Below are 21,305 nucleotides of genomic sequence, written 5' to 3'. Positions count from 1 at the left end.
GTGCCGCGTCCGGCCGTCGACTGCCGGCGGAGAGGGCCCGCCGGAAGGGAAAAGCCCCGGCGGTGCGCTGACATCAGGCTAGTCAGCACACCACCGGGGCAGCGGCAGTCGGCGCGGCAGGATGCTCCCGCCGCCGGAGCAGGTCTACCGCACGCCGGCCCGACGGCGCAGGGTCGGCCGGGCCGGCGTCACGGTGGCCGTCAGCCGTTCCACGAGCGCCGCCACGGTCGGCGCCTGGAACACGTCCCGGATCGTCACCTCGACCGACAAGGTCGACCGAATCCGGTTGACCAGTCGCACCGCCAGCAGCGAGTGCCCGCCGATGCGGAAGAAGTTGTCGTCGAGACCGACCGGGCGCCCACCGAGCAACTCCGAGAAGATGTCCCGCAGCACCTCCTCGCGCGGATCCCGGGCGGCCTTCCCGGCACCGGTGTCCTCCGGGTCGGGCAGCGCACGCTGATCGAGCCGACCGTCTCCGGTGAGCGGAACCGTCGTCAACACCACGACCCGCGCGGGCACCAGGTGCTCCGGCAGAAGCTGCGCGACATGCCGCCGCACCTGCGCGACATCGACCGACGACGTCGTCGGCACGACGTACGCCACCAACTGCTCGCCACCCTCGGCGGCTGCCCGGACGGACACCACCGCCCAGCGCACCGACGGATGACTGATCAACGCCGCACTCACCCGCTCCGGGTCGACCGGCACCCCGTTGCAGGTCGGCGCGGCGACCGGCCCGTGCACCCGCAGACCACCCTCGGCGGACCAACTCGCCGAGGTGCCGGTGGCGAACATCCGGCCACCACCCGCATCGGCGACGAAGCGGGCGGCGGTGGCACCGGGTCGGTCCGGGTAACCGTCGGTGAGTCCGGGACCGCACAGGAACAGCTCGCCCCGGACCCCGGCGGGCACCGGCCGCAGTCGATCGTCGAGGACGTGACAGCGCAGCCCGTCCTGAGCCACCGGCACATCCGGGACGGCCGGGGGTGTGTCGACCACCCGGCCCAGCGCCCACCATCCGCCCTCGACGCCGCCGTACCCGTGCACCAGGCGCAGCGTGGGATGACGATCTCGGGCCAGGGCCAGGTGGGCCGCCGCCGTACGACCGGTGACGAGGATCTGCCGTAGCCGGGCCAGCACCTGCGGGTGTTCCTCGACGAGCAGCGCGAACAGCTCCGCGGTGACCGTGAGGCTGGTGACGCCCTGCTCGGCGACCAGCCGCGCCAGCCGGGCGGCGGACGGCGGGGCCGGTGTCGGCAGCATGCAGGTGGCTCCGGTGCTCAACGCGGACCACAGCGGCATCAGGAACTCGCCACCGGCCGGCGCGGCCCACCCCAGCCAGACCTGAGCGGCGTCGGTGTCGAGGCCGACCCGTCGTGCCGCGCCGACCAGGGCCCGATGCGGGTACCGCACCGCACGCGGCCCGTCCGCGTCATCGACCACCAGTACGACAGCCCCATCGCCGGGGTCGCGTGGCCCGGGCGGTGGGGCGGCCGACCGCTCACGCCAACCATCCACGTCGGTCAGCACCGTACGGCCGACCCGCAGCCCGGCCAGCCGGGTGGCCTGGTCCGACGTGGTCACCACCGCGGCGAGCACGACCGTACGGATGTGGGCGGCCAGCCTGTCATCGGGTGCCGCCGGGTCGAGCGGCAGGTACGTCGCCCCGGCCCGCAGCGCGGCGAGAACGGCCACCGCCAACGTCGGACCCGCCTCCAGGAGCACACCGACGGTGTCCCCCCGACGTACGCCGCGCGCGGCCAGGTGCGCGGCGAGCCGGTCGGCGTCGGCGTCCAGTTCGGCGTACCGGATCCGGTCGGACCCGGACACCACCGCGAGGGCCTGCGGGTTGTCGGCGGCGTGCCTCGCGACCAGGTCGGCGAGCCCGACCGACTCGGCCCGGCAGCCGTGGTCGGCCGCGGAGCCGTAGCGCCGGCGCTCGGCGGGGGTGAGGACGTCGAGGTCGTCGATCCGGGCGCCGGGGTCCGCCGTCACCGCACGTAGCAGCTGGACGAAACGGTCGGCCAGCAACTGCGCCGTGGCCGGGTCGAACAGGTCGGCGGCGTACTCCAGCGCACCCTTGAGGCCCTTGGGCGCACCCCCGTCGAACTCCTCCCGTATTCCCAGGGTGAGGTCGAACTTAGCGGTGCCGGTGGCGAACGGGACCTCCGTGCCGGCCAGCGCGCTCGGCCCGGCCGCACCGTTCTGCGCGCTGCCGGTGTTCTGCAGGACCAGGGTGACCTGGACCAGCGGGTGGTGTGCGGTGGACCGGTTCGGGTTGAGTTCCTCGACGAGGCGTTCGAAGGGGAGGTCCTGGTTGTCGTAGGCGGCGAGGTCGGTGTCGCGGACCCGGGCGAGCAGCTCGGCGAAGGTGGGGTTGCCGGCGACGTCAGTACGCAGGACGAGGGTGTTGACGAAGAAGCCGACGAGGTTGTCGAGGGCTTCGTCGGTGCGTCCGGCGACGACGGTGCCGATGGGGATGTCGGTGCCGGAGCCCATCCGGGACAGCAGGGCGGCGAACGCGGCCTGCAACACCATGAACACGGTCGTGCCACTGTCGCGCGCCGTACGCAGCACCGCACGGTGCAGATCCCCGTCCATTCCGAACGGCACCACATCACCGCGGTGGCTCGCCTGGGCCGGTCGGGGCCGGTCGGCGGGCAGGTCGAGGACCTGCGGTGCACCGGCGAGCGTGGTGCACCAGAAGTCGAGCTGCCGGGCCAGCGCGCTGTCCGGATTTCCGGCACCGCCGAGCAGATCACGCTGCCAGAGCGTGTAGTCGGCGTACTGCACCGGCAGCGGCGTCCAGCCCGGTGCGGTACCGGCCAGCCGCGCCTCGTAGGCCACGGCGAGGTCCCGCAGCAACGGCCCGGTCGACCAGCCGTCACCGGCGATGTGGTGCACCAGGACCACCAGCAGTTGACCGCCGTCGTCACAGCGCAGCAGCCACACCCGCAGCGGGATCTGGGTACCGAGGTCGAAGACGTGCCCGGTCACCCCGTCGATCACCCCCGGCAGGTCGGCGGCCGGCACGTCCAGCACGGTCACCTCGGGTTCGGCCCGGTCCAGCACCACCTGGCAGGGCTCACCGTCGATGACCGCGTACACGGTCCGCAGCACCTCGTGCCGATCCGCCACGTCGCGGACCGCCTCGGCCAGCGCTGACGGTTGCAGCGGCCGGTGCAGGCGCAGCACCACCGGGATGTTGTACATCCGGCTGGCCCCGCCCATCTCGTCGAGGAACCACAACCGGCGTTGCGCGTACGACAGCGGCAGCAGGTCCGGCCGGACCGCAGGGGTCAGCGGGGGGCGCGCCCCGGCCCCGGCCAGGGTCCCGATCCGGCGGTCCAGCCCGGCCACCGTGGGGTCCAGGAAGAAGTCCCGCAGCCCGACCTCCACCCCCAGCACCGCCCGGACCCGGTTGACCAGTTTGATGGCGAGCAGGGAGTGCCCGCCCCGGCGGAAGAAGCTGTCGTTGCGCCCGATGCGCTCCACCCCCAGTGCGGCGGCGAACAGGCCGCAGAGGATCTCCTCCCGCAGGCTGACCGGCCCGTCGTCCGGCAGGTCCGGCCGGCGTACCCCTGTGGTCTCGGCCCGGGCGATCCGCTCGGCGAACCCGGCGCGTTCGGTGTCGGTGACGACGTCGAGGGCACCGACGGTGCTGCTCGGGGCGAGGGCCACGGCCCGCAGCAGCCGCAGGTAGACCGCGAGCATCGACTCCACCGTGGCCCGGTCGAACAGGTCCACCGGGTACTGGAACTCCACCTGCACACCGGTCGGTGTGCCGTCGGAGTCACGCAACTCCGTGCAGTAGACCGTCAGGTCGAACTTGGCCACCCCCAGGTCGACCGGGAGGGTCCGGGCAGGCAGGTCACCCAGGCGCAGCTCGGTCGGGGTGTGCGTACCGACGGTCAGCATCACCTGGAAGAACGGGTGCTGTCCCGGCGCCCGGACCGGGTTGAGCTGCTCCACCACCAGGTCGAACGGCACCTCCTCGTGGGCGTACCCGGCCAGGTCCGTGTCGCGTACCCGGGCCAGCAGGTCGAGGAAGGTCGGGTCACCGGAGACGTCGGTGCGCAGCACGACCGAGTTGGCGAAGAAGCCGACGAGATCGTGCAGGGCCTCGTCGGAGCGGCCGGCCACCGGGGCACCGATCGGCACGTCGGTGCCGGCCCCGATGCGGGTCAGGGCGGCGGCCAGGGCGGCCTGCATGGTCATGAAGGTGCTGGCCCGCTGGGCCCGGGAGAGGTCCACCAGGCGGCGGTGGGTGTCGGCGTCGAGCAGGCCGGTGACCGTGCCGCCGCGCCCGGAGGCCCCGGTCGCGCGGGGCCGGTCGAAGGGCAGGGGCAGCGCCGAGGGGGAACCGGCCAGGTTCTCCCGCCACCAGGCCAGTGACCTGGACAGTTCGCTGTCCGGGTCCTCCACCTCCCCCAGCAGTTCCCGCTGCCAGAGGGTGTAGTCGGCGTACTGCACCGGCAGGGGCTCCCAGTCCGGGGCGGCACCGCCCAGCCGGGCCCGGTACGCGGTGGCCAGGTCCCGCAGCAGCGGGGCGATCGAGGCCCCGTCGGTGGCGATGTGGTGCAGCAGCAGCACCAGCACGGACTCCTCGGGCCCGCCGACGAACAGCCGGACCCGCAGCGGGGACTGTTCGGCGGCCAGGTCGAAGGTGCTGGTGCAGAAGCGCCTGACCTCCGCGTCGACCTCTTCCGGCGGGCACCGCCGGACCGGGACCGCGACCGTGGCCGTGGGCAGGACCCGCTGCACCGGCTCGCCGTCGGCCAGCGCGAAGACGGTACGCAGCGCCTCGTGCCGGTCGACCACATCGGTGAGCGCCGCCGCCAGCACCTCGGGGTCCGGTACCCCGGACAGGGCCAGCACGACCGGCGCGTTGTAGGTCGACGAGGGGCCTTCCAACCGGTTCAGGAACCACAACCGGCGTTGCGCGTACGACATCGGAATCACGGGGAACTCCTCCTGCTCGGCCACGACCCGACTACCGCCGCGCAGCCGTGGTACTCACGAAAGTCAGGGTCCGGATGGGGATCGGCGTGCGAGCTGCCCTAGGTCAGCTCGCACGCCGGTGGTACGTGCCGGTCAGGCCGAGGCCGACGGCTCCAGCCGGGCTTCGATGGCCCGGGCCAGGTCCCGCAGTCGCGGGTTCTCGTAGACCGCCCGGATGGGCAGGGCCAGGCCCAGCTCCGCGCGGACCTGGGCGACCAGTTTGATCGCCAGCAGGGAGTGGCCGCCGAGCTTGAAGAAGTTGTCCTCGGCGCTGATCGAGGGCTGCCGCAGCACCTGGGACCAGACCTGGGCGATGAGTTCCTCCACCCGGCCGGTCGGGGCGGACTCGGCGGGCACCTGCGGTGCGGCCCCCGGCGCGGGGGCCGGCAGGGCAGCGCGGTCCAGCTTGCCGCTGTTGGTCCTCGGGAAGTGCTCGACGCTGACGAACGCCCCCGGCACCATGTACCCGGGCAGGCTCCGCGCCGTCCACTCCCGCAGGGCCGCGGCCTCCACCGGCGCGGACTGCCGGTAGTAGGCGACGAGCAGTTGCCCGTCCTCCTCGCGAACCAGCACTGCCGTCTCGGCCACCGCCGGGTGGGCCCCCAGCACCGACTCGATCTCGCCCAGTTCCATCCGGTGGCCGCGTACCTTCACCTGGCTGTCGACCCGGCCGAGGAACTCCAGCCGGCCGTCGGGCAGTTGCCGGCAGCGGTCCCCGGTGCGGTACATCCGGGTGCCGTCATCGGAGTCGAGGTCGGCGACGAACCGTTCGGCGGTCAGGCCGGGGCGGCGACGGTAACCGCGACCGACCCGCGAACCGGCCAGGTAGAGCTCCCCGGCCTCACCGGGGGCGACCGGGGTCAGGGTGTCGTCGAGCACCCGCAGCCGCAGGCCGGGCAGGACGGTGCCGATGTGCGGGGCCTGGTCCGAGGTGATCCGGCCGACGGTGGCGTCGACCGTGCACTCGGTCGGCCCGTACGCGTTGACCGCGCGCAGGATCCCGGCGTCGACCAGCTCACCGAGGCGACCCCACAGGGTCGGGCTGATCGGTTCGCCACCCACGATCAGGGTCAGCGGCCGGCCCTCGGCCCCGCGGGGGGAGGCGGCCAGGTGTTCCAGCAGCGTCTCCAGGTGCGAGGGGGTGATGTCCAGGTCGGTGAGGGGATGCCGCTCGACGAGGGCGCCCAGCAGGGCCGGGTCGGTGCGGGTCTGCTCGTCGAGCACCACCACGGTGTCGCCCCGGCACAGGCGGATCCACTGCTGCACGGAGGCGTCGAAGGAGGGCGAGGCGTTCCAGCCGACCGTGCCGGGACCGGGGCGTACCACCCCGGTGGACTCCAGTTCGGCCAGCAACGACGCGAGCGCGCCCCGGCTGATCTCGACGCCCTTGGGGCGGCCGGTGGAGCCGGAGGTGTAGATGACGTACGCCAGGGTGTCCGGGCCGACCGGCACGGGCGTGTACCCGGCGGCCGGAGCGTCCTCGTCGGTGGTCAGCGCCGCCAGGGACACCTGCGGGGTCTGCGCGGTGAGGGGCTCGGTGTCCCCGTCGACGATCAGCAGGTCGGCGCGGGCGTCGTCGACGAGGTAGCGGCGCCGGTCGACGGGCAGTTGCGGGTCGACCGGCAGGTACGCCGCGCCCGCCGTCAGGGTGCCGAGCAGGGCCGCCACCAGGTCGACCCCCCGGGGCAGGCAGAGGGCTACGACGCTCTCCGGACCGACCCCGCGGGCGGCCAACCGGCCGGCGACGAGGCCTACCCGCTCCCGTAGCTGCCCGAAGGTGAGGCTGGTGTCGCCGCAGACGACGGCCACCCGGTCGGCCGGCACCCCGGCCAGCCGATCGAGCAGGTCCGGTGCCGCCGTGACGCTGGGTTCGGCCACCCGGTGGTTGATCAGCGCACTGGTCATCGTCGTCTCACTTCCCGTCCGACACGGTGGTGGACGGGGGAGTCTGCGGGGAGCAGTCGGCCAGGGCGACCGGGTCACCCATCGCCACCAGGATCTTGCGGGCGCCGGAGAAGGCCTCCCGCCCGTGGGCGTTGAGGATGTTGTCGACCATCAGCAGGTCGCCGACCTGCCAGGTCTCGCGGACGGTCACCTGCTCGTACACCGAGGCGATGGTCTCGACCTCCTCCCGGGTCAGCGCCGAGCCGTCACCGACGTAGGTGTCGAACGGCAGCCCCTCGTCGCCATAGGTGTCCAGCAGCACGTCGCGGACGTCCGCGTCGAGGGTCCACCGGTTCCAGAAGGCGTAGTGGTTGAACCAGCTCTGCTCGCCGGTCAGCGGGTGGGTGATGATCGCCGAGCGGCGCTGCCGGGTGCGCAACTCCTCCTCGTCGAGCCACTCGTAGCCGATCACGTTCTCGTCGCAGTAGGACTGCACGTCAGCCGGGTCCTCGCTGGCGAAACTGGTCTGCCAGGGCAGGCCGGCCAGCTCGGAGTAGTTGCGCACCAGCAGCCAGCCGTGCGTGGCGAAGCGCTCCCGCAGGTCGGCGGGCATCAGGCGCAGGGCCTCCCGCATGTCGCCGACGGTCGTCGCACCCCCCTCCTCGGGCGCGGTCACGCACCCGAACAGCAGGGTGCCGGGGAAGTCGAGGGTGTAGCTGTTCTCGTTGTGCAGCCGGATCGGCTGGGCGGCCGGCAGGTCCGTGGAGGAGAAGACCCCCTGACCGAAGTCGGTACGCGGAGTGGCCTTCTCCCGGTAGCCGGTGCGCTGCGGCATCAACACGTCGCGGACCCGGGCGAAGTCGGAGGTGTCCCCGACGGGCAGGCCACGGATCATCAGGCTGCCGCCGCGGAGCAGTTCGGTGCGGATCGCCGCGCACTGCACGGTGAGCCACTCGACGGCGTCGTCGAGGTCGTCGAACGACGGGGTGACGAGAACGGCCGGCTTGCCCGGCTCGTGGCGCACGTCGAGGGGGACTACGGGCGCTTGGACGGTGAGGGACATCGAGATCCTCCTGAGCGAGGTGGAGTGGGTCAGGCGAATTCCGGCCGGACGGCGCAGCCGTCGAGGACACCGGTGACCAGGGTGAGAAAGGCTTCGAGTTGGTCGTTGAAGTAGAAGTGGCCGCCGGGCAGCACCTGGGTGGTGACCGGTCCATCGGTGATCTCGGCCCAGCGGCTGAGGGCCTCGGCCGGCACCACCGGGTCGGTGCTGCCGCCGAAGACGACCACCGGGCAGGTCAACGGTGCCGCCGGTGGGCTGTGGTACGCGTCGTCGATGGCGAAGTCGGCGCGGATCGAGGGCAGCACCAGCTCCCGCAACTCCGGCTCGTCGAGGATGCCGTTCTCCGTACCGCCCCGTTCCTTGATCGCGGCGACCAGCTCGTCGTCGTCGAGCTGCTCCGGGTGCACCGGGCTCGGGTTGACCAGGAACGGCGCCCGGCAGGCGGAGACGATCAGGGCCCGGGGCGGGCGGCCGGCCTCGGTCAGGGCCCGGGCCACCTCGTACGCGACCAGGGAACCCATGCTGTGCCCGAGCACGACCAGGTCCTCGGTGTCGGCGGGCAGGCTGGCCAGGACCGGGCCGACCAGGTCGGCCATCGTCTCGGGCAGGGGCTCGCTGAACCGGGCGCCCCGGCCGGGGTACTGCCCGACGAGCAGGCGTACGCCCGCCGGTAGCAGGTCCCGCCAGGGTGCGTAGGCGTGCGCGTTGCCGCCGGAGTGCGGCAGCACCAGCAGCGAGGTGTGGTGCGGGGCGTCCCCGGCGTCGCCGGGCAGTACCCAGACGACGTCGTCCGGGGCGGGCGACGGATGCCGGTCCGGCATCGCGCCGGCCGGGTCGAAGGGGGCATGGTCCACGGTGCGCTCCATTTCTGGACTGCTTCAGGGGCGGATGGGTCAGGTGCTCTGCGGGCCGGTCGGCAATGCCTTGCCCGCCTCGGTACGTCGCCGCAGGGTCGGGCGGCTGCGGGCCGGTGCGGCCGAGGGCAGCTGCGCGGCGAGGGCGGCGATGGTGGGGGCCTGGAAGATGTCGCGGATGGTGAGTTGGGTGCCGAGGATCGCGCAGACGCGGGCGGCGAGTTTCGCGGCTAGCAGGCTGTGGCCGCCGAGGTCGAAGAAGTTGTCGTCGATGCTGACGGCGGGCACGCCGAGGATCTCCGCGTACACCCCGCAGAGGATCTCCTCGCGGGCGTCGCGGGCCGCCCGACCGGTCCCGGCGACGGCGGTGAACTCCGGCTCCGGCAGGGCCCGCCGGTCCAGCTTGCCGTTGGGGGTCAACGGCATCCGGTCCAGCGCGACCACGGCGGCGGGCACCATGTGCTCGGGCAGCCGCTCCCGCAGCCACGGTCGCAGTCCGCTCGGGTCGGCGTCCCCGACGACGTAGGCGATCAGTCGCATCGTCCCGGTCGGGTCGGGTCCGGCGACCACGGCGACCTGGGCAACCTGGTCGTGGCCGCGCAGCACCGACTCGATCTCGCCGGGCTCGACCCGGAAACCCCGTACCTTCACCTGGCCGTCGAGGCGGCCGGCGAACTCCAGTTGCCCCTCGACCGTCCATCTGGCCAGATCCCCGGTGCGGTAGAGCCGGTCGCCCGGGTCGCCGAAGGGGTCGGGCACGAACCGCTGCGCGGTCGTGCCGGGCTGGTTGAGGTAGCCGTGGGCCAGGCCGATCCCCGCCAGGTACACCTCGCCGACCACACCGACCGGTGCCGGGCGCAGCCCGTCGTCCAGCACGTACGCCCGCTTGTTCGCCACCGCCCGACCCACCGGCAGGCTGCTCGCCTCGGCGAGGTCGCCGGGCACGGGGTACACGGTGCTGAACCCCATCGACTCCGCCGGCCCGTAGGCGTTACCGACCCGCAGGTCCGGGTAGCGGGCCAGAATCCGGGCCACATGCCCGACCGAGGAGGTCTCCCCGCCGGTGAAGGCGTACCGGACCCCGTCGAAGGCCTGCGGATACTCGTCCACCAGCAGGTTGAACAGGCCGGAGGAGAGTTGCAGCATGGTGATGCCGTGCTCGCGTACGAGGGTGGCGATCAGGGCGGGTTCGGGGCGTTGCCCGGGTTGCAGCACACAGGTACCGCCGAAGAGCAGGGCTCCCCAGAACTCCAGCGAGAAGGCGTCCCAGGACACCGGTGAGCACTGGAGGAACACCTGATCCGGGCCGAAGTCGGTGTAGCGCTGACCGGCGAGGGTGCCGACCAGGGCGCGATGCGAGGTCAGGATGCCCTTCGGGGTACCGGTGGATCCGGAGGTGAACATCACGCACGCCACGTCGTCCGCGCCGACCGGGGCACCGGGGTCGGTGGCCGGCCGGGCGGCGATCAGTGCGGCGTCGGTGTCCACCCGCACCACCGGCGCGTCGGTGGTGATCCGAGCGGCCAGCGCGGCGCGGCTGACCAGCGCGGTGGCGCCGGTCTCGGCGACCGTCCGGTGCAGCCGCTCGTCCGGGAACTCCGGGTCCAGCACGGCGTACGCCGCACCGGTCTTCACGACCGCGACGACCGCTACCGCGAACTCCATGCCCCGGTCCAGCAGGATCCCGACCACGTCGCCACGACGCACCCCGGCCGCGCTCAGGTGCCGGGCCAACCGGTTCGCCGCCGCATCCAGCTCGTGGTAGGTCAGGGCGGAGGTTTCGTGACGCAGCGCCACCGCGCGCGGGTCGGCCGCCACCTGGGCGGCGAACCGGGCGGCCAGCGAGTCGTCGTCGACCTCGACGGCGGTGGTGTTCCAGTCGTGCAGCACGGCCGACCGCTCCACCGGATCAAGGGCGTCGACCTCCTCGACCGGGCGGGACGGATCGGCGAGCACCTGCCGCAGGGTGCGTTCCAGGGCGGCGAGCAGCCGTTCGACCGTTGCCTCGTCGAAGATGGCCGTGCGGTAGATCAGGCCGCCGCCGATGCCGTCGGCGCCCTCGTCGCGCAGCAGGAACTCCAGGTCGAACTTGGCCGCGCCGGTGACGACGACATTGCCGCGCTCACCGCGCAGACCGGGCAGGTTCAGCTCGGCGTCGGTGGCGTCGTCGAAGCCCAGGCAGATCTGGAACAGCGGGTGCCGGGCCAGTGTGCGTACCGGGTTGAGCTCCTCCAGCAGCAGGTCGAACGGAAGCTCCTGGTGGGCGAAGGCGTCCAGGTCGGCACCGCGTACCCGCACCAGCAGGTCGGCGAAGGAGGGGTTGCCGGAGGTGTCGGTACGCAACACGACCGTGTTGACGAAGAAGCCGACCAGTGGGGCCAGGGCTTCGTCGGAGCGGCCGGCGACCGGGGTGCCGATGGCGATGTCGGTGCCGGCACCGTAGCGGCGCAGGGTCAGGGCCAGTGCGGCCTGAAGCACCATGAAGGCGGTGCAGCGCTGCTCCCGCGCCACCTCGCGGACCCGACGCGCCAGGGCAGGGTCGATCCGTACCGGCACGGCCCCGCCGTGGTGGTCGGCGACCGCCGGCCGGGGCCGGTCCAGGGGCAGCAGGGTCTCCTCGGGCAGCCCGGCGAGGGCCTGACGCCAGAAGCGCAGATCGGTGTGGTGGGTGCTGTCCGGGTCGTCGCGGTCGCCGAGCACGGCCCGTTGCCAGAGCGCGTAGTCGGCGTACTGCACCGGCAGGGGGGTCCAGTCGGGGGCCTGGCCGTGGCATCGGGCGGCGTACGCGGTGGCCAGATCATCGAGCAGGGGACGCAGCGACTGACCGTCGGTGGCGATGTGGTGCAGCAGGATCAGCAGCACGTACCCGTCGTCGCCGCGCTCGAAGAGGGTGACCCGTAGCGGCGGTTCGGCGGCCAGGTCGAAGACGTGTCCGGCGGCGGCGGTGAGCTGCCGCTCGAACTCGTCCGAGGCCACCGCGCGCCGGGTCACGACCACCGGCGCCGATGCCAGGATCCGCTGGTACGGCTGGCCGTCGACCGCGGTGATGACCGTCCGCAGCACCTGGTGCCGGTCGACCAGGTCGCCGACCGCCGCGGTGAGGGCGTCGACATCGAGGGCCCCGCGCAGGTGGAAGGCCATCGGCACGTTGTACGTGGTGCCGGGCCCCTCCAACGAGTCGATGAGCCAGAGGCGGCGCTGGGCGTACGACAGCGGCGGCTGGTCGCCGTGTGCCGTGGCGACGAGGGCGGGTCGGGTGCGGGCCGTACCGGTGGCGGGCAGGCCGGCGGTGAGGGCGGCGACCGTGGGGGACTGGAAGATCTCGCGGATGCTCAACTCCACGCCGAGTACGGCCCGCGCCCGAGCGGCTAGCCGGGCGGCGAGCAGCGAGTGCCCGCCCAGGTCGAAGAAGCTGTCGTCCACCCCGACCTCGGTGATTCCGAGGACTTCGGCGTAGAGGCCGCACAGGATCTCCTCCCGGGCGTCCCGGGGGGCCCGCCGGGAGGTCGTCGGGAGGGCACCGAAGTCCGGCTCCGGCAGGGCCCGCCGGTCGACCTTGCCGTTGGCGGTCAACGGGATCCGGTCCAGCATCACCACGGCACCGGGCACCATGTGTTCCGGCAGCCGCTGGCGCAACCACCCCGTCAGGGCGGCTCCGTCGACACCGGTGGTCCTCGCCACCACGTACCCGACCAGGCGCAGGGTGCCGTTGCCGTCCGGCGAGGCCAGCACCACGGCCTGCGCGACGTCGGCGTGACCCAGCAGGGCCGCCTCGACCTCGCCGGGTTCCACCCGGAAGCCGCGTACCTTCACCTGGCCGTCGATCCGGCCGACGAACTCCAACTGTCCGTCGGTCGACCAGCGGGCCAGGTCGCCCGTGCGGTACAGCCGTTGCCCGTCGCCCCCGAAGGGGTCCGCGACGAACCGGTGTGCGGTCAGCGCCGGCTGGTTGAGGTAGCCGTCGGCCAGCCCGACCCCGGCCAGGTAGATCTCGCCCGCGACACCGGGCGGCACCGGTCGCAGGTGACTGTCCAGCACGTACGCCCGCTTGTTGGTCACCGCCCGGCCCACCGGGACACCCACGCCGGTGAAGTCCGCCGGCACATCGAAGGTCGTGGTGAAGCCCATCGACTCCGCAGGCCCGTAGGCGTTGGCCACCCTCAGGTGCGGGTGGCGGGCCGACACCCGGGCGACATGCGGTCCGGAGGAGGGCTCACCTCCGGTGAAGGCCACCCGGACCCCGGCGAAGACCTCGGGATACTCGTCGACCAGGACGTTGAACAGACCGGAGGACAGCTGGAGCATGGAGACCCCGTGCTGCGGCACCAGGGCGGCGATCACAGCGGGGTCGGGTCGCTGCCCGGGATGCAGGACGCACACCCCGCCGAACAGCAGGGCCCCCCAGAACTCCAAGGAGAAGGCGTCCCACGACACCGGTGAGCACTGCAGGAACACCTCGCCGGGGCCGAAGGTCGCGTACCGCTGACCCTGCACGGTGCCCACCAGGGCCCGGTGCGGCGCCAACACCCCCTTGGGGGTGCCGGTCGACCCGGAGGTGAACATCACGCACGCCACGTCGCCCGGGTCGATGTGCGGCTGCGGATCGAGGGTGCCGCGAGCGGCGATGGTCGCGGCATCGGTGTCCACCCGGACCATCGGGCAGGCCACGTCGACCCGGGACGCCAACGCCTCGCGGGTCACCAACGCCGAGGCGTCCGTCTCCCGCAGGACCAGGGCCAGCCGCTCGTCGGGAAAATCCGGATCCAGGATCGAATAGGCCGCACCGGTGCGGGTCACCGCGATCACCGCGACCGCGAAGTCGATGTCGCGCTCCAGCAGCACCCCGACCACGTCACCCCGGCGGACCCCCATCGACCGCAGATGGTCTGCCAGCCGCCCGGACCGCTGTGCCAGTTCCCCGTAGGACAGGACGTCCTCGCCGCAGACCAGGGCCGGCTCCTGCGGGCACGCCGCCGCCTGCGCGGTGAACAGGTCCGCCAACGACCGGTCCGCCACCGGTACGGCGGTGGTGTTCCACTCCCGCAGCACCAGATCGCGTTCCGCCGCGTCCAGGGCCTCGATCTCGGCGACCGTGATGCCGGGGCGGGCGGTCATGTTCGCCAGGATCCGGTGGAAGGTGCGCTGGTACGCGTCGAGGTCCAGGGTCTGGATGAACGCGGTGTCGGTACTGACCTCGATCCGCAGACCGCCCTCGGGATGGTGGGTGACGGTCAACCCCACGTCCTCCATCGTGCCGCCGGTGGACAGGTGGTGGTAGCGGGTCGGCAGGCCCGCGAAGTCGTCATGCTCGTCCCCGACCACAAAGTTGATCACGGGTCCGAAGTGACGCCCCTGATCAGCGGGCCAGTTCAGGTCGCGTCGCAGGTCATCGGCGGAGTATCGCTGGTGCCACTGGGCGCGCAGGGCCTGCTTGGCGACCCGGGCCGCCAGGTGCTCCGCGGACCGCGTCGGGTCGACCCGGTAGTAAAACGGGAGGATGTTCGCCATCATCCCGGGGGTGACGGTCGACCGGGGGTCCAACCGTCCCGGCAGCGGCAGGCCGAGCAGCACATCGTCGTCACCGGTCCACATCCGCCGGTGCAGCACTGCGGCGGTGATGAGGGCCTGAGGCCAGGTGGTGCCGGCCCGCTGCGCGAACTGGCGGAGGCGGGCGAATCCCGGCTCGTCCAGCCGAGTCACCTGCCGGGTGACCCGGTTGGCGGGTTTACCTGCCGGGGTGGGTGGCGCGTGCGCCACGTCGGCCATCAACGTGCGCCAGTAGGCGGCGTCACGCTGCTGGGCCCGGGAGCCGATGTAGTGGTCCTGGCTGTCGAGCACGGCGGTGAACGAGCCCAGCGGTGCACCGGTCGCACCACCGTCGGTCACCAGCCCGGTGTACAGCTCGGCGGCCCGCCGCCGGATGATCGTCGCGCTGTAGCCGTCCTGGATGAGGTGGTGCGCCCGCAGATACCACAGGAAGTGCTCCGGGCCGAGCCGGTAGATCTCGTGCAGGAACAGGCGGTCGTGCTCCAGGTCGAGGGGTTGGTTGAGGTCGTCGTGCATGTGCCGCAGCGCCACGGCCCATGGATCGGGCTCGGCGCTCAGGTCCACCAGCCGGGGGGTGAAATCCGGTACCGGTCCGACCTGCTGCCTCGGTGCGCCGTCGACCTCGGTGAAGCGCAGCCGCAACGTCTCGTCCTCGCGGACCATCGCGCACAACACGGCGATCAGTGCCTGCGGGTCGAGCCGGCCCTGGATTTCCAGGTAGCCGCCCATGTTGTGGACCGGATTGCTCGGATCGATCCGTTGGGCGTACCAGACGCCCAGCTGCGCCGCGTTGAGCGGTCGCGAGCCGGTGGACGGATCGGACATGGTGGAACCCCCATCTGGACGCGCTGCGCGGAAACGGACGGACGACCCGGCGACCGTCCACCGCGACCGCCTTCGATGTGTGCGAAACGCGCGGTGGGTCACCGAGGGAACTGCGGCCTGCGGTGGACGGTGCCGGGAAACCAGGTCACACCGTCTTCTGTTCCACGAGATCGAGGATGTCCTGGATGCTCTGCATGGAGGCGAGTTCGCTGTCGCTGAACTCGACGTCGAACACCTTCTCGACCTTGACGAGGATGTCGACGAAGGTCAGGGAGTCGATGCCGAGGTCCTGGCTGAACCGCAGGTCCGGGCCGATGGTGACGGTGAGCTCCGGTGCCTCCTCCAGGACGATCTCGCTGACCTTCTCCAGGGTGTTGGGCATGATCTGCTCCTTCTCGGGCAACTGTGGGGGAGTGCCTACTCAGGTGTTCGGTGGTACGACCGACCTCGGTGCGTCGGTCCTTGAGTGACGGTCGGCTCAGCGGACCGTCTGCGTCGGAGCCAAGGTCAGCTCCGGCCAGGTGAGGCCGGCCGCCGCCCAGGTGGCGCCGCCGCCGAACGCTGCTAGCAGCACCTTGTCGCCGGCGTTTAGCGCGCCGGAGTCCACGGCGTCGACCATGGCCAGCGGGATGGAGGCGGCGGAGGTGTTCGCCACCTTGTCGACGTTGATCACTGCGCGCTCGGCGGGGATCCCGATCTCCTTGGCGGTGGCGGCGAGGATGCGCTGATTGGCCTGGTGGGCGATGAGCCAGTCGACGTCGTCGGGGGTCCAGCCCATCCGCTGCAGCACCGACCGGGAGACCGTGCTCATCTTGTTGATCGCATGCTTGTAGACGGCCCGGCCGGACATGGTGAAGTAGCTGTTGGCGACGTCGACGGGGACCCCCGCGGCGCGTTGGCGTGAACCACCGGCCGGCGTCTTCATGATGTCCAGCAGGTCACCGTCGCTGCCGAGCTGCTGCACGGAGACACTGCCCGTCTCGCCGAGGTGGCCGGCCCGCACGACCACGGCGCCACCACCGTCACCGAAGATCGGCCCGGTGATCTCGTCGTCGTGGTTGAGGATCGACGAGATCGCGTCGGCGCCGATGACCAGACCCGTGCGGTACGCCCCGGTGGCGAGCATCCCGGTGCTGACCGACAGCGCGTAGACGAACCCGGAGCAGGCGGCGTTGAGGTCGAAGGCGGCGATCCCCTTGAACCCAAGCCGGCTGGCCACCGACGGCGCGGTCGACGGGAACAGGTGGTCCGGGGTGCAGGTGGCCAGGATCAGGAAGTCGATGTCCGGGTTGCCGCAGGAGTCGAGGGCCCGTCGGCCCGCCTCCACGGCCAGATCCGAGGTGGCCTGACCCGGCTCCAGGATGAACCGTTGCTCGATTCCCGTGCGGTCGCGGATCCAGTCCGTGGTGACGCCGAGCCGGTCGGCTATCTCCTCGTTCTTGACCACCTGATCCGGTACATACGCACCGAGTCCGGCGATGACGGCCGTCCTGGTGGTGCTCTCGTACTCGACATTCGCCGACAAGGTCACCCCTCCTCTTCTGTCGTCCGGTGAGCCAGCCGGCTACCGGCGGCCACGCCCTGCTGGGTCGTGTTGCCAGTGAACCCGCGGTCGGCGCTTCCGAGCGGCAGTTGTCCCGGCACCCTCGCAGCAGCTACATCACCGTCCTCGTGCGACCGCAGCGCCCGTGTCCCCGGCGTTCCGGTCGGCGACTCCCCGCGGCTGGTCGCCGGGAAAGGAGGTGATAGCGCCGAGATAGCCGCGGAGATAAGGCCAGGATTCCGCCCGTCGTTAGCTTCATTTCAACGCCACAGGGAAACACCGAAAAAGGAGCCGACAATGGGCCGCACCGTCAAGCTTTTCGCTCTCGCCGCCACGACCGCAGCCCTCGTCCTCTTCGGTGCCTCGATGGCGCAGGCCGACACCACGACCCCGGCCTCCTCTCCGGTCGTCACCTCGTCCCCGTCGCCCACCACCAGCACCGCCGGCAACAACCCCTGGGACTGATCCCCGGCGCCCCGCACCGGATCACCCCACCCCCACCCCCACCCCCTGACCGACCCCGTCGTCACCCACAGTCGAGGAGTAAGAACAATGACGAGCTCGCTGGGCCTGCGGCCCGTTACCGGCTGGTCCGGAAACAAGGACTACTTCACCTTCCGGGAATACGACAGGTTCGACCCGGAAGCCGTCCTCGACGTCCTGGACGGCAAGGTCGCCGGGGTGATGTTCCGTGGCATGGTCCCGCCGGAGGTCGCCGAGAACATCTCCCAGCGCTTCTGGAACAGCCCCGACCGTAAGGTCCGCGGCGTCGAGGCGCCCGGCTACTACATCGGGGCGTACACCTGGAACAAGCCCACCAAGCAGTACCTGGACGAGGCCGAGGAGGCCAACCCGATCCTGCGTGACCTGCTGGACGTGCCGAACGACCCGATGAAGCAGTTCTACGCCGGGCTCGGTGCCTCCCTGGCCAGGCGCGGGGCCGTCGTCCGGCCCGCCGAACACGAGGGACGCAGCGCGGCGATCGCCCTGTTCCGCTCCTGGCACGGCCGGGGAGCCTTCGCCCTGGAGCCGCACGACGACGACTCGCAGTGCTCCGACCCGCAGATGGCCGACTTCGAGCGCAACAAGGTGTTCGGCAACCCGATCGCCGCGCTGAACATCTGCCTGGAGAACGAGGGCGGCGGGGGTCGGCTCGTCTACTGGAACATTCAGCCGGACCTGGAGAGCAAGCGCCGCCTCGGCGTGGAGTACACCGGTTCGCCGTACCCGGCCGAGTGCCTGGTCGATGTCGAGTCCAAGTGGATCGACGTGCACGCCGGTGACGTGTACGTGTTCAACGGCGCCCACGTCCACGCGGTCGAACCGAACACCACCGAGCGGCAGACCCGCACCACCCTGGCCGCGATGATGGCGTACGCGGACCCGCAGAACGTGGTCACCTGGAGCTGACCCGAGAGCCGGTTCCCACTGTCCAGAACGGTCGTCGAAGAGGTGAGGAAGACGATGTCGGCTGTCCACGACCCCCGAACCGGTGAGGTGGTCGGTCACATCCCACTCCTCACCTCGCACGACGTACCCGAGATCGCGCACCGCGCGACAGCGGCGCTGCCCGGGTGGTCCGCCGTCCCGGTGGACACCCGGTGCGCCATCCTGACGGAGTTGGCCCGACTGATCGCAGCGCGCCCCGCCCACCTGGGGACGCGGTTCGCCCTGGAGACCGGCAAGACCCTGGCCCAGGCCGAAGCCGAGCTGGACCGGGCGGCGGCGACCTTCGGGTGGACCGCCGCCGCGGCCACCGAAGCGACCGCCGGACGCACGATCTCAGGCGGCGACGGACTGCACCGACAGGTCCTGGTCGACCCGGTCGGCCCCGTCCTGGCCATCCTGGCCAGCAACTTCCCCGCGGTCATCCTCGCCCGCAAGCTGGCTCCCGCCCTGGCGATGGGCTGCACCGTCGTGGTGAAGGCACCGGAGACGACCCCCTCGGTGGTACGCGAGATCGCCGACCTGGCCGCCAAGGCCGGCCTGCCGGCCGACGTCCTGCAGGTGGTCTTCACCGACCCGGTCGGCTCGGCGGCCCTGGTGGCCCGACCCGAGTTCCCACTCATCACCTTCACCGGCTCCCACCGCACCGGCCAGTTGGTCGCCGCCGAGGCGGCCGGGCGACTGGCGGACTGCGTCCTGGAACTGGGCGGCCACGCTCCCGCCATCCTCCTCGACGACGCCGACCTGGCCACCGCCGTACCCGCCCTGGTCTCCTCGAAGTTCAGCTCCGCCGGGCAGAGCTGCGCGGCACCGAGCCGGTTCCTGGTCCACGAGCGGATCCACGCCGAGTTCGTCGACCGGTTCAGCGCGGCGGTCCCCGACCTGGACCACCGGCCCGGCGGCACGATGGGTCCCCTGCACACCGAGGCCCGCCGGGACGAGGTACACACCCTGGTGCGCGACGCCGTCGAGCGGGGCGCCACCGTGATCACCGGCGGTCGGGTGCCACCCGGACCGGGCTGGTACTACCCGGCCACCGTCCTGACCGACGTCCCGGCTGAGTCCCGGCTGCTCCACGAGGAACCCTTCGGCCCGATCGCACCGGTCCTCAGTTTCACCGACGAGGATCAGGCGGTGGCGACGGCCAACGGAACCCCCTTCGGCCTGGGTGCCTTCGTCTTCGGCGACCAGGCGCGGGCCACCGCCCTGGCGCGACGACTGAACGTCGGCCGGGTGTCGGTCAACTGCGCCACCGGCGCCGACCCGATGTCACCCCTGTCCGGGCGGGGCCTCAGCGGGTACGGCTACGAGGGCGGCCTGGAAGGACTGGCCGCCTTCGGCCGACTAAAGGTGATCCAGCAGCCCTTGTGACCAGCGCCGCAGACCACCCACGGCCGTCCCCGGTCATCCCGGCCGGACACACGGGCGGGCGACCGGGTAGCTCGGGCTCTGCGCCGTGCGGCCGTCCACCGCCGTCGCCCGCACCGACCAGGTCAGCGCCGACGCGCGCAACTGTCCGACGGTCCCCTGCGCGACCGATCCGTCCACCGTCAGGGCCCGGACCGACGTCCTGCCCCCGTCGGGTGTCCAGCTGACCTCGGCGCCGCGCAGCGCGGCACTGCCGGTGGCCTGCACCACGAGGCTGTACGTGTCCGAGCCGCACCGTACGTGAGCGGTGACGGAGACCGTGAACGGCGCGGCGATCTGCGTTGCGGCCGTCGGCCGGGGCGCGGTCGGAGGTCTGGTCGGTGCCACGGTCGGCGCCGGTGCGACGCCACCGGGCGCGGTCTCGGGCGCATCGGTCCGGGTGGCCTCGGCGTCGTCCGACGGCACGATCCGGTTCCCAGCCCTCGGATCGGCGGCGGCGGTCGGTGGCGGATCGGCGGCCGGCGTCTCGGCTTCCGCAGCGGACGGCGGCGCGGAGGCGGATGCCACCTTGCCGGTCGGTGATTCGAGCGTCCGGGACGCCGGTTTGCCGGCTCCGTCCCGTACGGTGGTCCCGCGTTCCGACAGCAGCGCCCAGGTGCCGAACGCGGTGAGAAGGGCCAGCAGGGCGGTCGCCCCGGCCAGCCGCCGACGGCGCCGGTCGCGCTTCGCCGACGAGGTCGGCCGTACCGCGTGCGCAGCGCCATGCGGCACCGCAGCCCCGTCCGACGCTACGGCACCGCCGCCTGCCGTCGTGGGCCCCTCGCCCTTACGACCCGCCGGCCCGGATGGTTCGTCGGCTACCGACGCCCGCTCGGTTGCCGGGCCACCGTCTTGCGACCCGGATGGTTCGTCGACCACCAGCGCCGGATCGGCCGTCGGGCCGGCCGTGACCGCACCCGCCGGATCGGTCGGGACAGCGGTCCCGTAGACCTCTGCCAGTCTCGGCCACACCGTGTCGGTGACAACCAGGAAGGCCGGTGCCGTGTACGCCGACAGCAGGGCGGCCGGGTTGAGGTGTTCCCGCCGGAGCAGGCCACACACCGCGCAGCTCTCGATGTGCCGCGAGACCCGTTTGCGCAGGGTCGGGGTGAGCCGACCCTGCCAGCCGTCGATCAGGCCGGCGAGAGTCGGGCAGTCCCGGGCTCCGGTGCGAGCCACCAGCAGCGCCCCCAGCGCTCGTTCGAGTTGCGAGCGGGCCCGCGACAAGCGGGCGTGCGCATGGTTGGCGGGCACCCCGAGAGCCGCGCCGATGTCGGCGGTCGACAGGTTGTGGCGGATGGCCAGGTGGACCACTTCCCGGTCGCCGGGGTTCAGTGCGGCGACCGCGGTGTGCACCAGCGCGCGTACCTGCTCGGCGTTCACGCCCGTGGCCGGGTCGTCGGCGTCGACCACCGGCTCATCGGCTTCGTCCAGCGGCAGGGAGCGGGACCGCTCCCGGAGCTGCCGGAGACATTCGTTGCGCACGATCGCGTAAAGCCAGGAGCGTAGCCGGTCGGACTTCCGGAGCTGGTCGATGCGTTGGCCGGCGGTGAGGAACGCGTCGTGGACGGCGTCTGCGGCGGCCTCCGGGTCGCGCACCATCGTTCGGGCGTACGTGTACAGCCGGTCGGCGTACCGCCGGTACATGCCCTCCAGCCCGGCCCGCTCACCGCGGCGCATCGCCTCGACCAGTGCGGTGTCCTCGCACGCCGCCGTGTCCAACCGTGTCTCCCGC

At 72.1% G+C, this 21,305-nt stretch carries 11 protein-coding genes; 3 read left to right on the top strand and 8 right to left on the bottom strand.

Annotated elements, in window-relative coordinates; all coding sequences use genetic code 11:
* Positions 1 to 144: 144 nt before the first annotated feature.
* The 7 genes from ACGFIK_RS18895 to ACGFIK_RS18865 all read right to left on the bottom strand — a co-directional run bounded on the left by ACGFIK_RS18895 (position 145) and on the right by ACGFIK_RS18865 (position 16,705).
* Positions 145 to 4,986, bottom strand: a complete 4,842-nt coding sequence (locus ACGFIK_RS18895; RefSeq protein ID WP_393340404.1) for a condensation domain-containing protein — start codon at positions 4,984 to 4,986, stop codon at positions 145 to 147.
* 108 nt (positions 4,987 to 5,094) lie between these two features.
* Entirely contained in the window at positions 5,095 to 6,906 is a 1,812-nt protein-coding gene (locus ACGFIK_RS18890) for an amino acid adenylation domain-containing protein (RefSeq protein WP_393340402.1), read from the bottom strand.
* A 7-nt stretch (positions 6,907 to 6,913) separates the two neighbouring features.
* Complete coding sequence (locus tag ACGFIK_RS18885) at positions 6,914 to 7,948, bottom strand: TauD/TfdA family dioxygenase (RefSeq protein ID WP_393340400.1); 1,035 nt, start codon at positions 7,946 to 7,948, stop codon at positions 6,914 to 6,916.
* A 29-nt stretch (positions 7,949 to 7,977) separates the two neighbouring features.
* Entirely contained in the window at positions 7,978 to 8,814 is an 837-nt protein-coding gene (locus ACGFIK_RS18880; RefSeq protein WP_393340397.1) for a thioesterase II family protein, read from the bottom strand.
* A gap of 27 nt (positions 8,815 to 8,841) precedes the next feature.
* Positions 8,842 to 15,174, bottom strand: a complete 6,333-nt coding sequence (locus tag ACGFIK_RS18875; RefSeq protein ID WP_393340395.1) for an amino acid adenylation domain-containing protein — start codon at positions 15,172 to 15,174, stop codon at positions 8,842 to 8,844.
* 145 nt (positions 15,175 to 15,319) lie between these two features.
* Entirely contained in the window at positions 15,320 to 15,556 is a 237-nt protein-coding gene (locus tag ACGFIK_RS18870; protein WP_393340392.1) for an acyl carrier protein, read from the bottom strand.
* Positions 15,557 to 15,652: 96 nt separating this feature from the next.
* A complete protein-coding gene (locus ACGFIK_RS18865) occupies positions 15,653 to 16,705 on the bottom strand; it encodes a beta-ketoacyl-ACP synthase III (RefSeq protein ID WP_327025684.1) in 1,053 nt (350 codons plus the stop codon).
* Between the two features lie 309 nt (positions 16,706 to 17,014).
* Here ACGFIK_RS18865 and ACGFIK_RS18860 point away from each other — a divergent pair, with 309 nt between their 5' ends.
* The 3 genes from ACGFIK_RS18860 (at position 17,015) to ACGFIK_RS18850 (ending at position 19,534) form a co-directional block, all read left to right on the top strand.
* Entirely contained in the window at positions 17,015 to 17,182 is a 168-nt protein-coding gene (locus ACGFIK_RS18860; protein WP_327025685.1) for a hypothetical protein, read from the top strand.
* Positions 17,183 to 17,269: 87 nt separating this feature from the next.
* Positions 17,270 to 18,127, top strand: a complete 858-nt coding sequence (locus ACGFIK_RS18855) for a hypothetical protein (protein WP_327025686.1) — start codon at positions 17,270 to 17,272, stop codon at positions 18,125 to 18,127.
* 54 nt (positions 18,128 to 18,181) lie between these two features.
* Positions 18,182 to 19,534 (top strand): aldehyde dehydrogenase family protein, encoded by a 1,353-nt coding sequence (locus ACGFIK_RS18850; protein WP_327025687.1) that lies wholly within the window; start codon positions 18,182 to 18,184, stop codon positions 19,532 to 19,534.
* A gap of 33 nt (positions 19,535 to 19,567) precedes the next feature.
* On the opposite strand, the gene ACGFIK_RS18845 is transcribed toward ACGFIK_RS18850, so the two are convergent.
* Positions 19,568 to 21,292 (bottom strand): sigma-70 family RNA polymerase sigma factor, encoded by a 1,725-nt coding sequence (locus ACGFIK_RS18845; protein WP_327025688.1) that lies wholly within the window; start codon positions 21,290 to 21,292, stop codon positions 19,568 to 19,570.
* Between the last annotated feature and the right edge of the window lie 13 nt (positions 21,293 to 21,305).

Source organism: Micromonospora sp. NPDC048871 (assembly GCF_043198155.1).
Classification (GTDB): Bacteria; Actinomycetota; Actinomycetes; order Mycobacteriales; family Micromonosporaceae; genus Micromonospora.
The sequence above is the reverse complement of the archived record's forward strand: the minus strand, read 5'-3'. Positions and strand labels throughout refer to the sequence as shown.

Excerpts from the sequence above, each read along its gene's own strand:
- ACGFIK_RS18890 (WP_393340402.1), bottom strand. The coding sequence starts at position 6,906 with ATGACCAGTGCGCTGATCAACCACCGGGTGGCCGAACCCAGCGTCACG.
- ACGFIK_RS18885 (WP_393340400.1), bottom strand. The coding sequence starts at position 7,948 with ATGTCCCTCACCGTCCAAGCGCCCGTAGTCCCCCTCGACGTGCGCCAC.
- ACGFIK_RS18880 (WP_393340397.1), bottom strand. The coding sequence starts at position 8,814 with ATGGAGCGCACCGTGGACCATGCCCCCTTCGACCCGGCCGGCGCGATG.
- ACGFIK_RS18875 (WP_393340395.1), bottom strand. The coding sequence starts at position 15,174 with ATGTCCGATCCGTCCACCGGCTCGCGACCGCTCAACGCGGCGCAGCTG.
- ACGFIK_RS18870 (WP_393340392.1), bottom strand. The coding sequence starts at position 15,556 with ATGCCCAACACCCTGGAGAAGGTCAGCGAGATCGTCCTGGAGGAGGCA.
- ACGFIK_RS18860 (WP_327025685.1), top strand. The coding sequence starts at position 17,015 with ATGGGCCGCACCGTCAAGCTTTTCGCTCTCGCCGCCACGACCGCAGCC.
- ACGFIK_RS18855 (WP_327025686.1), top strand. The coding sequence starts at position 17,270 with ATGACGAGCTCGCTGGGCCTGCGGCCCGTTACCGGCTGGTCCGGAAAC.
- ACGFIK_RS18850 (WP_327025687.1), top strand. The coding sequence starts at position 18,182 with ATGTCGGCTGTCCACGACCCCCGAACCGGTGAGGTGGTCGGTCACATC.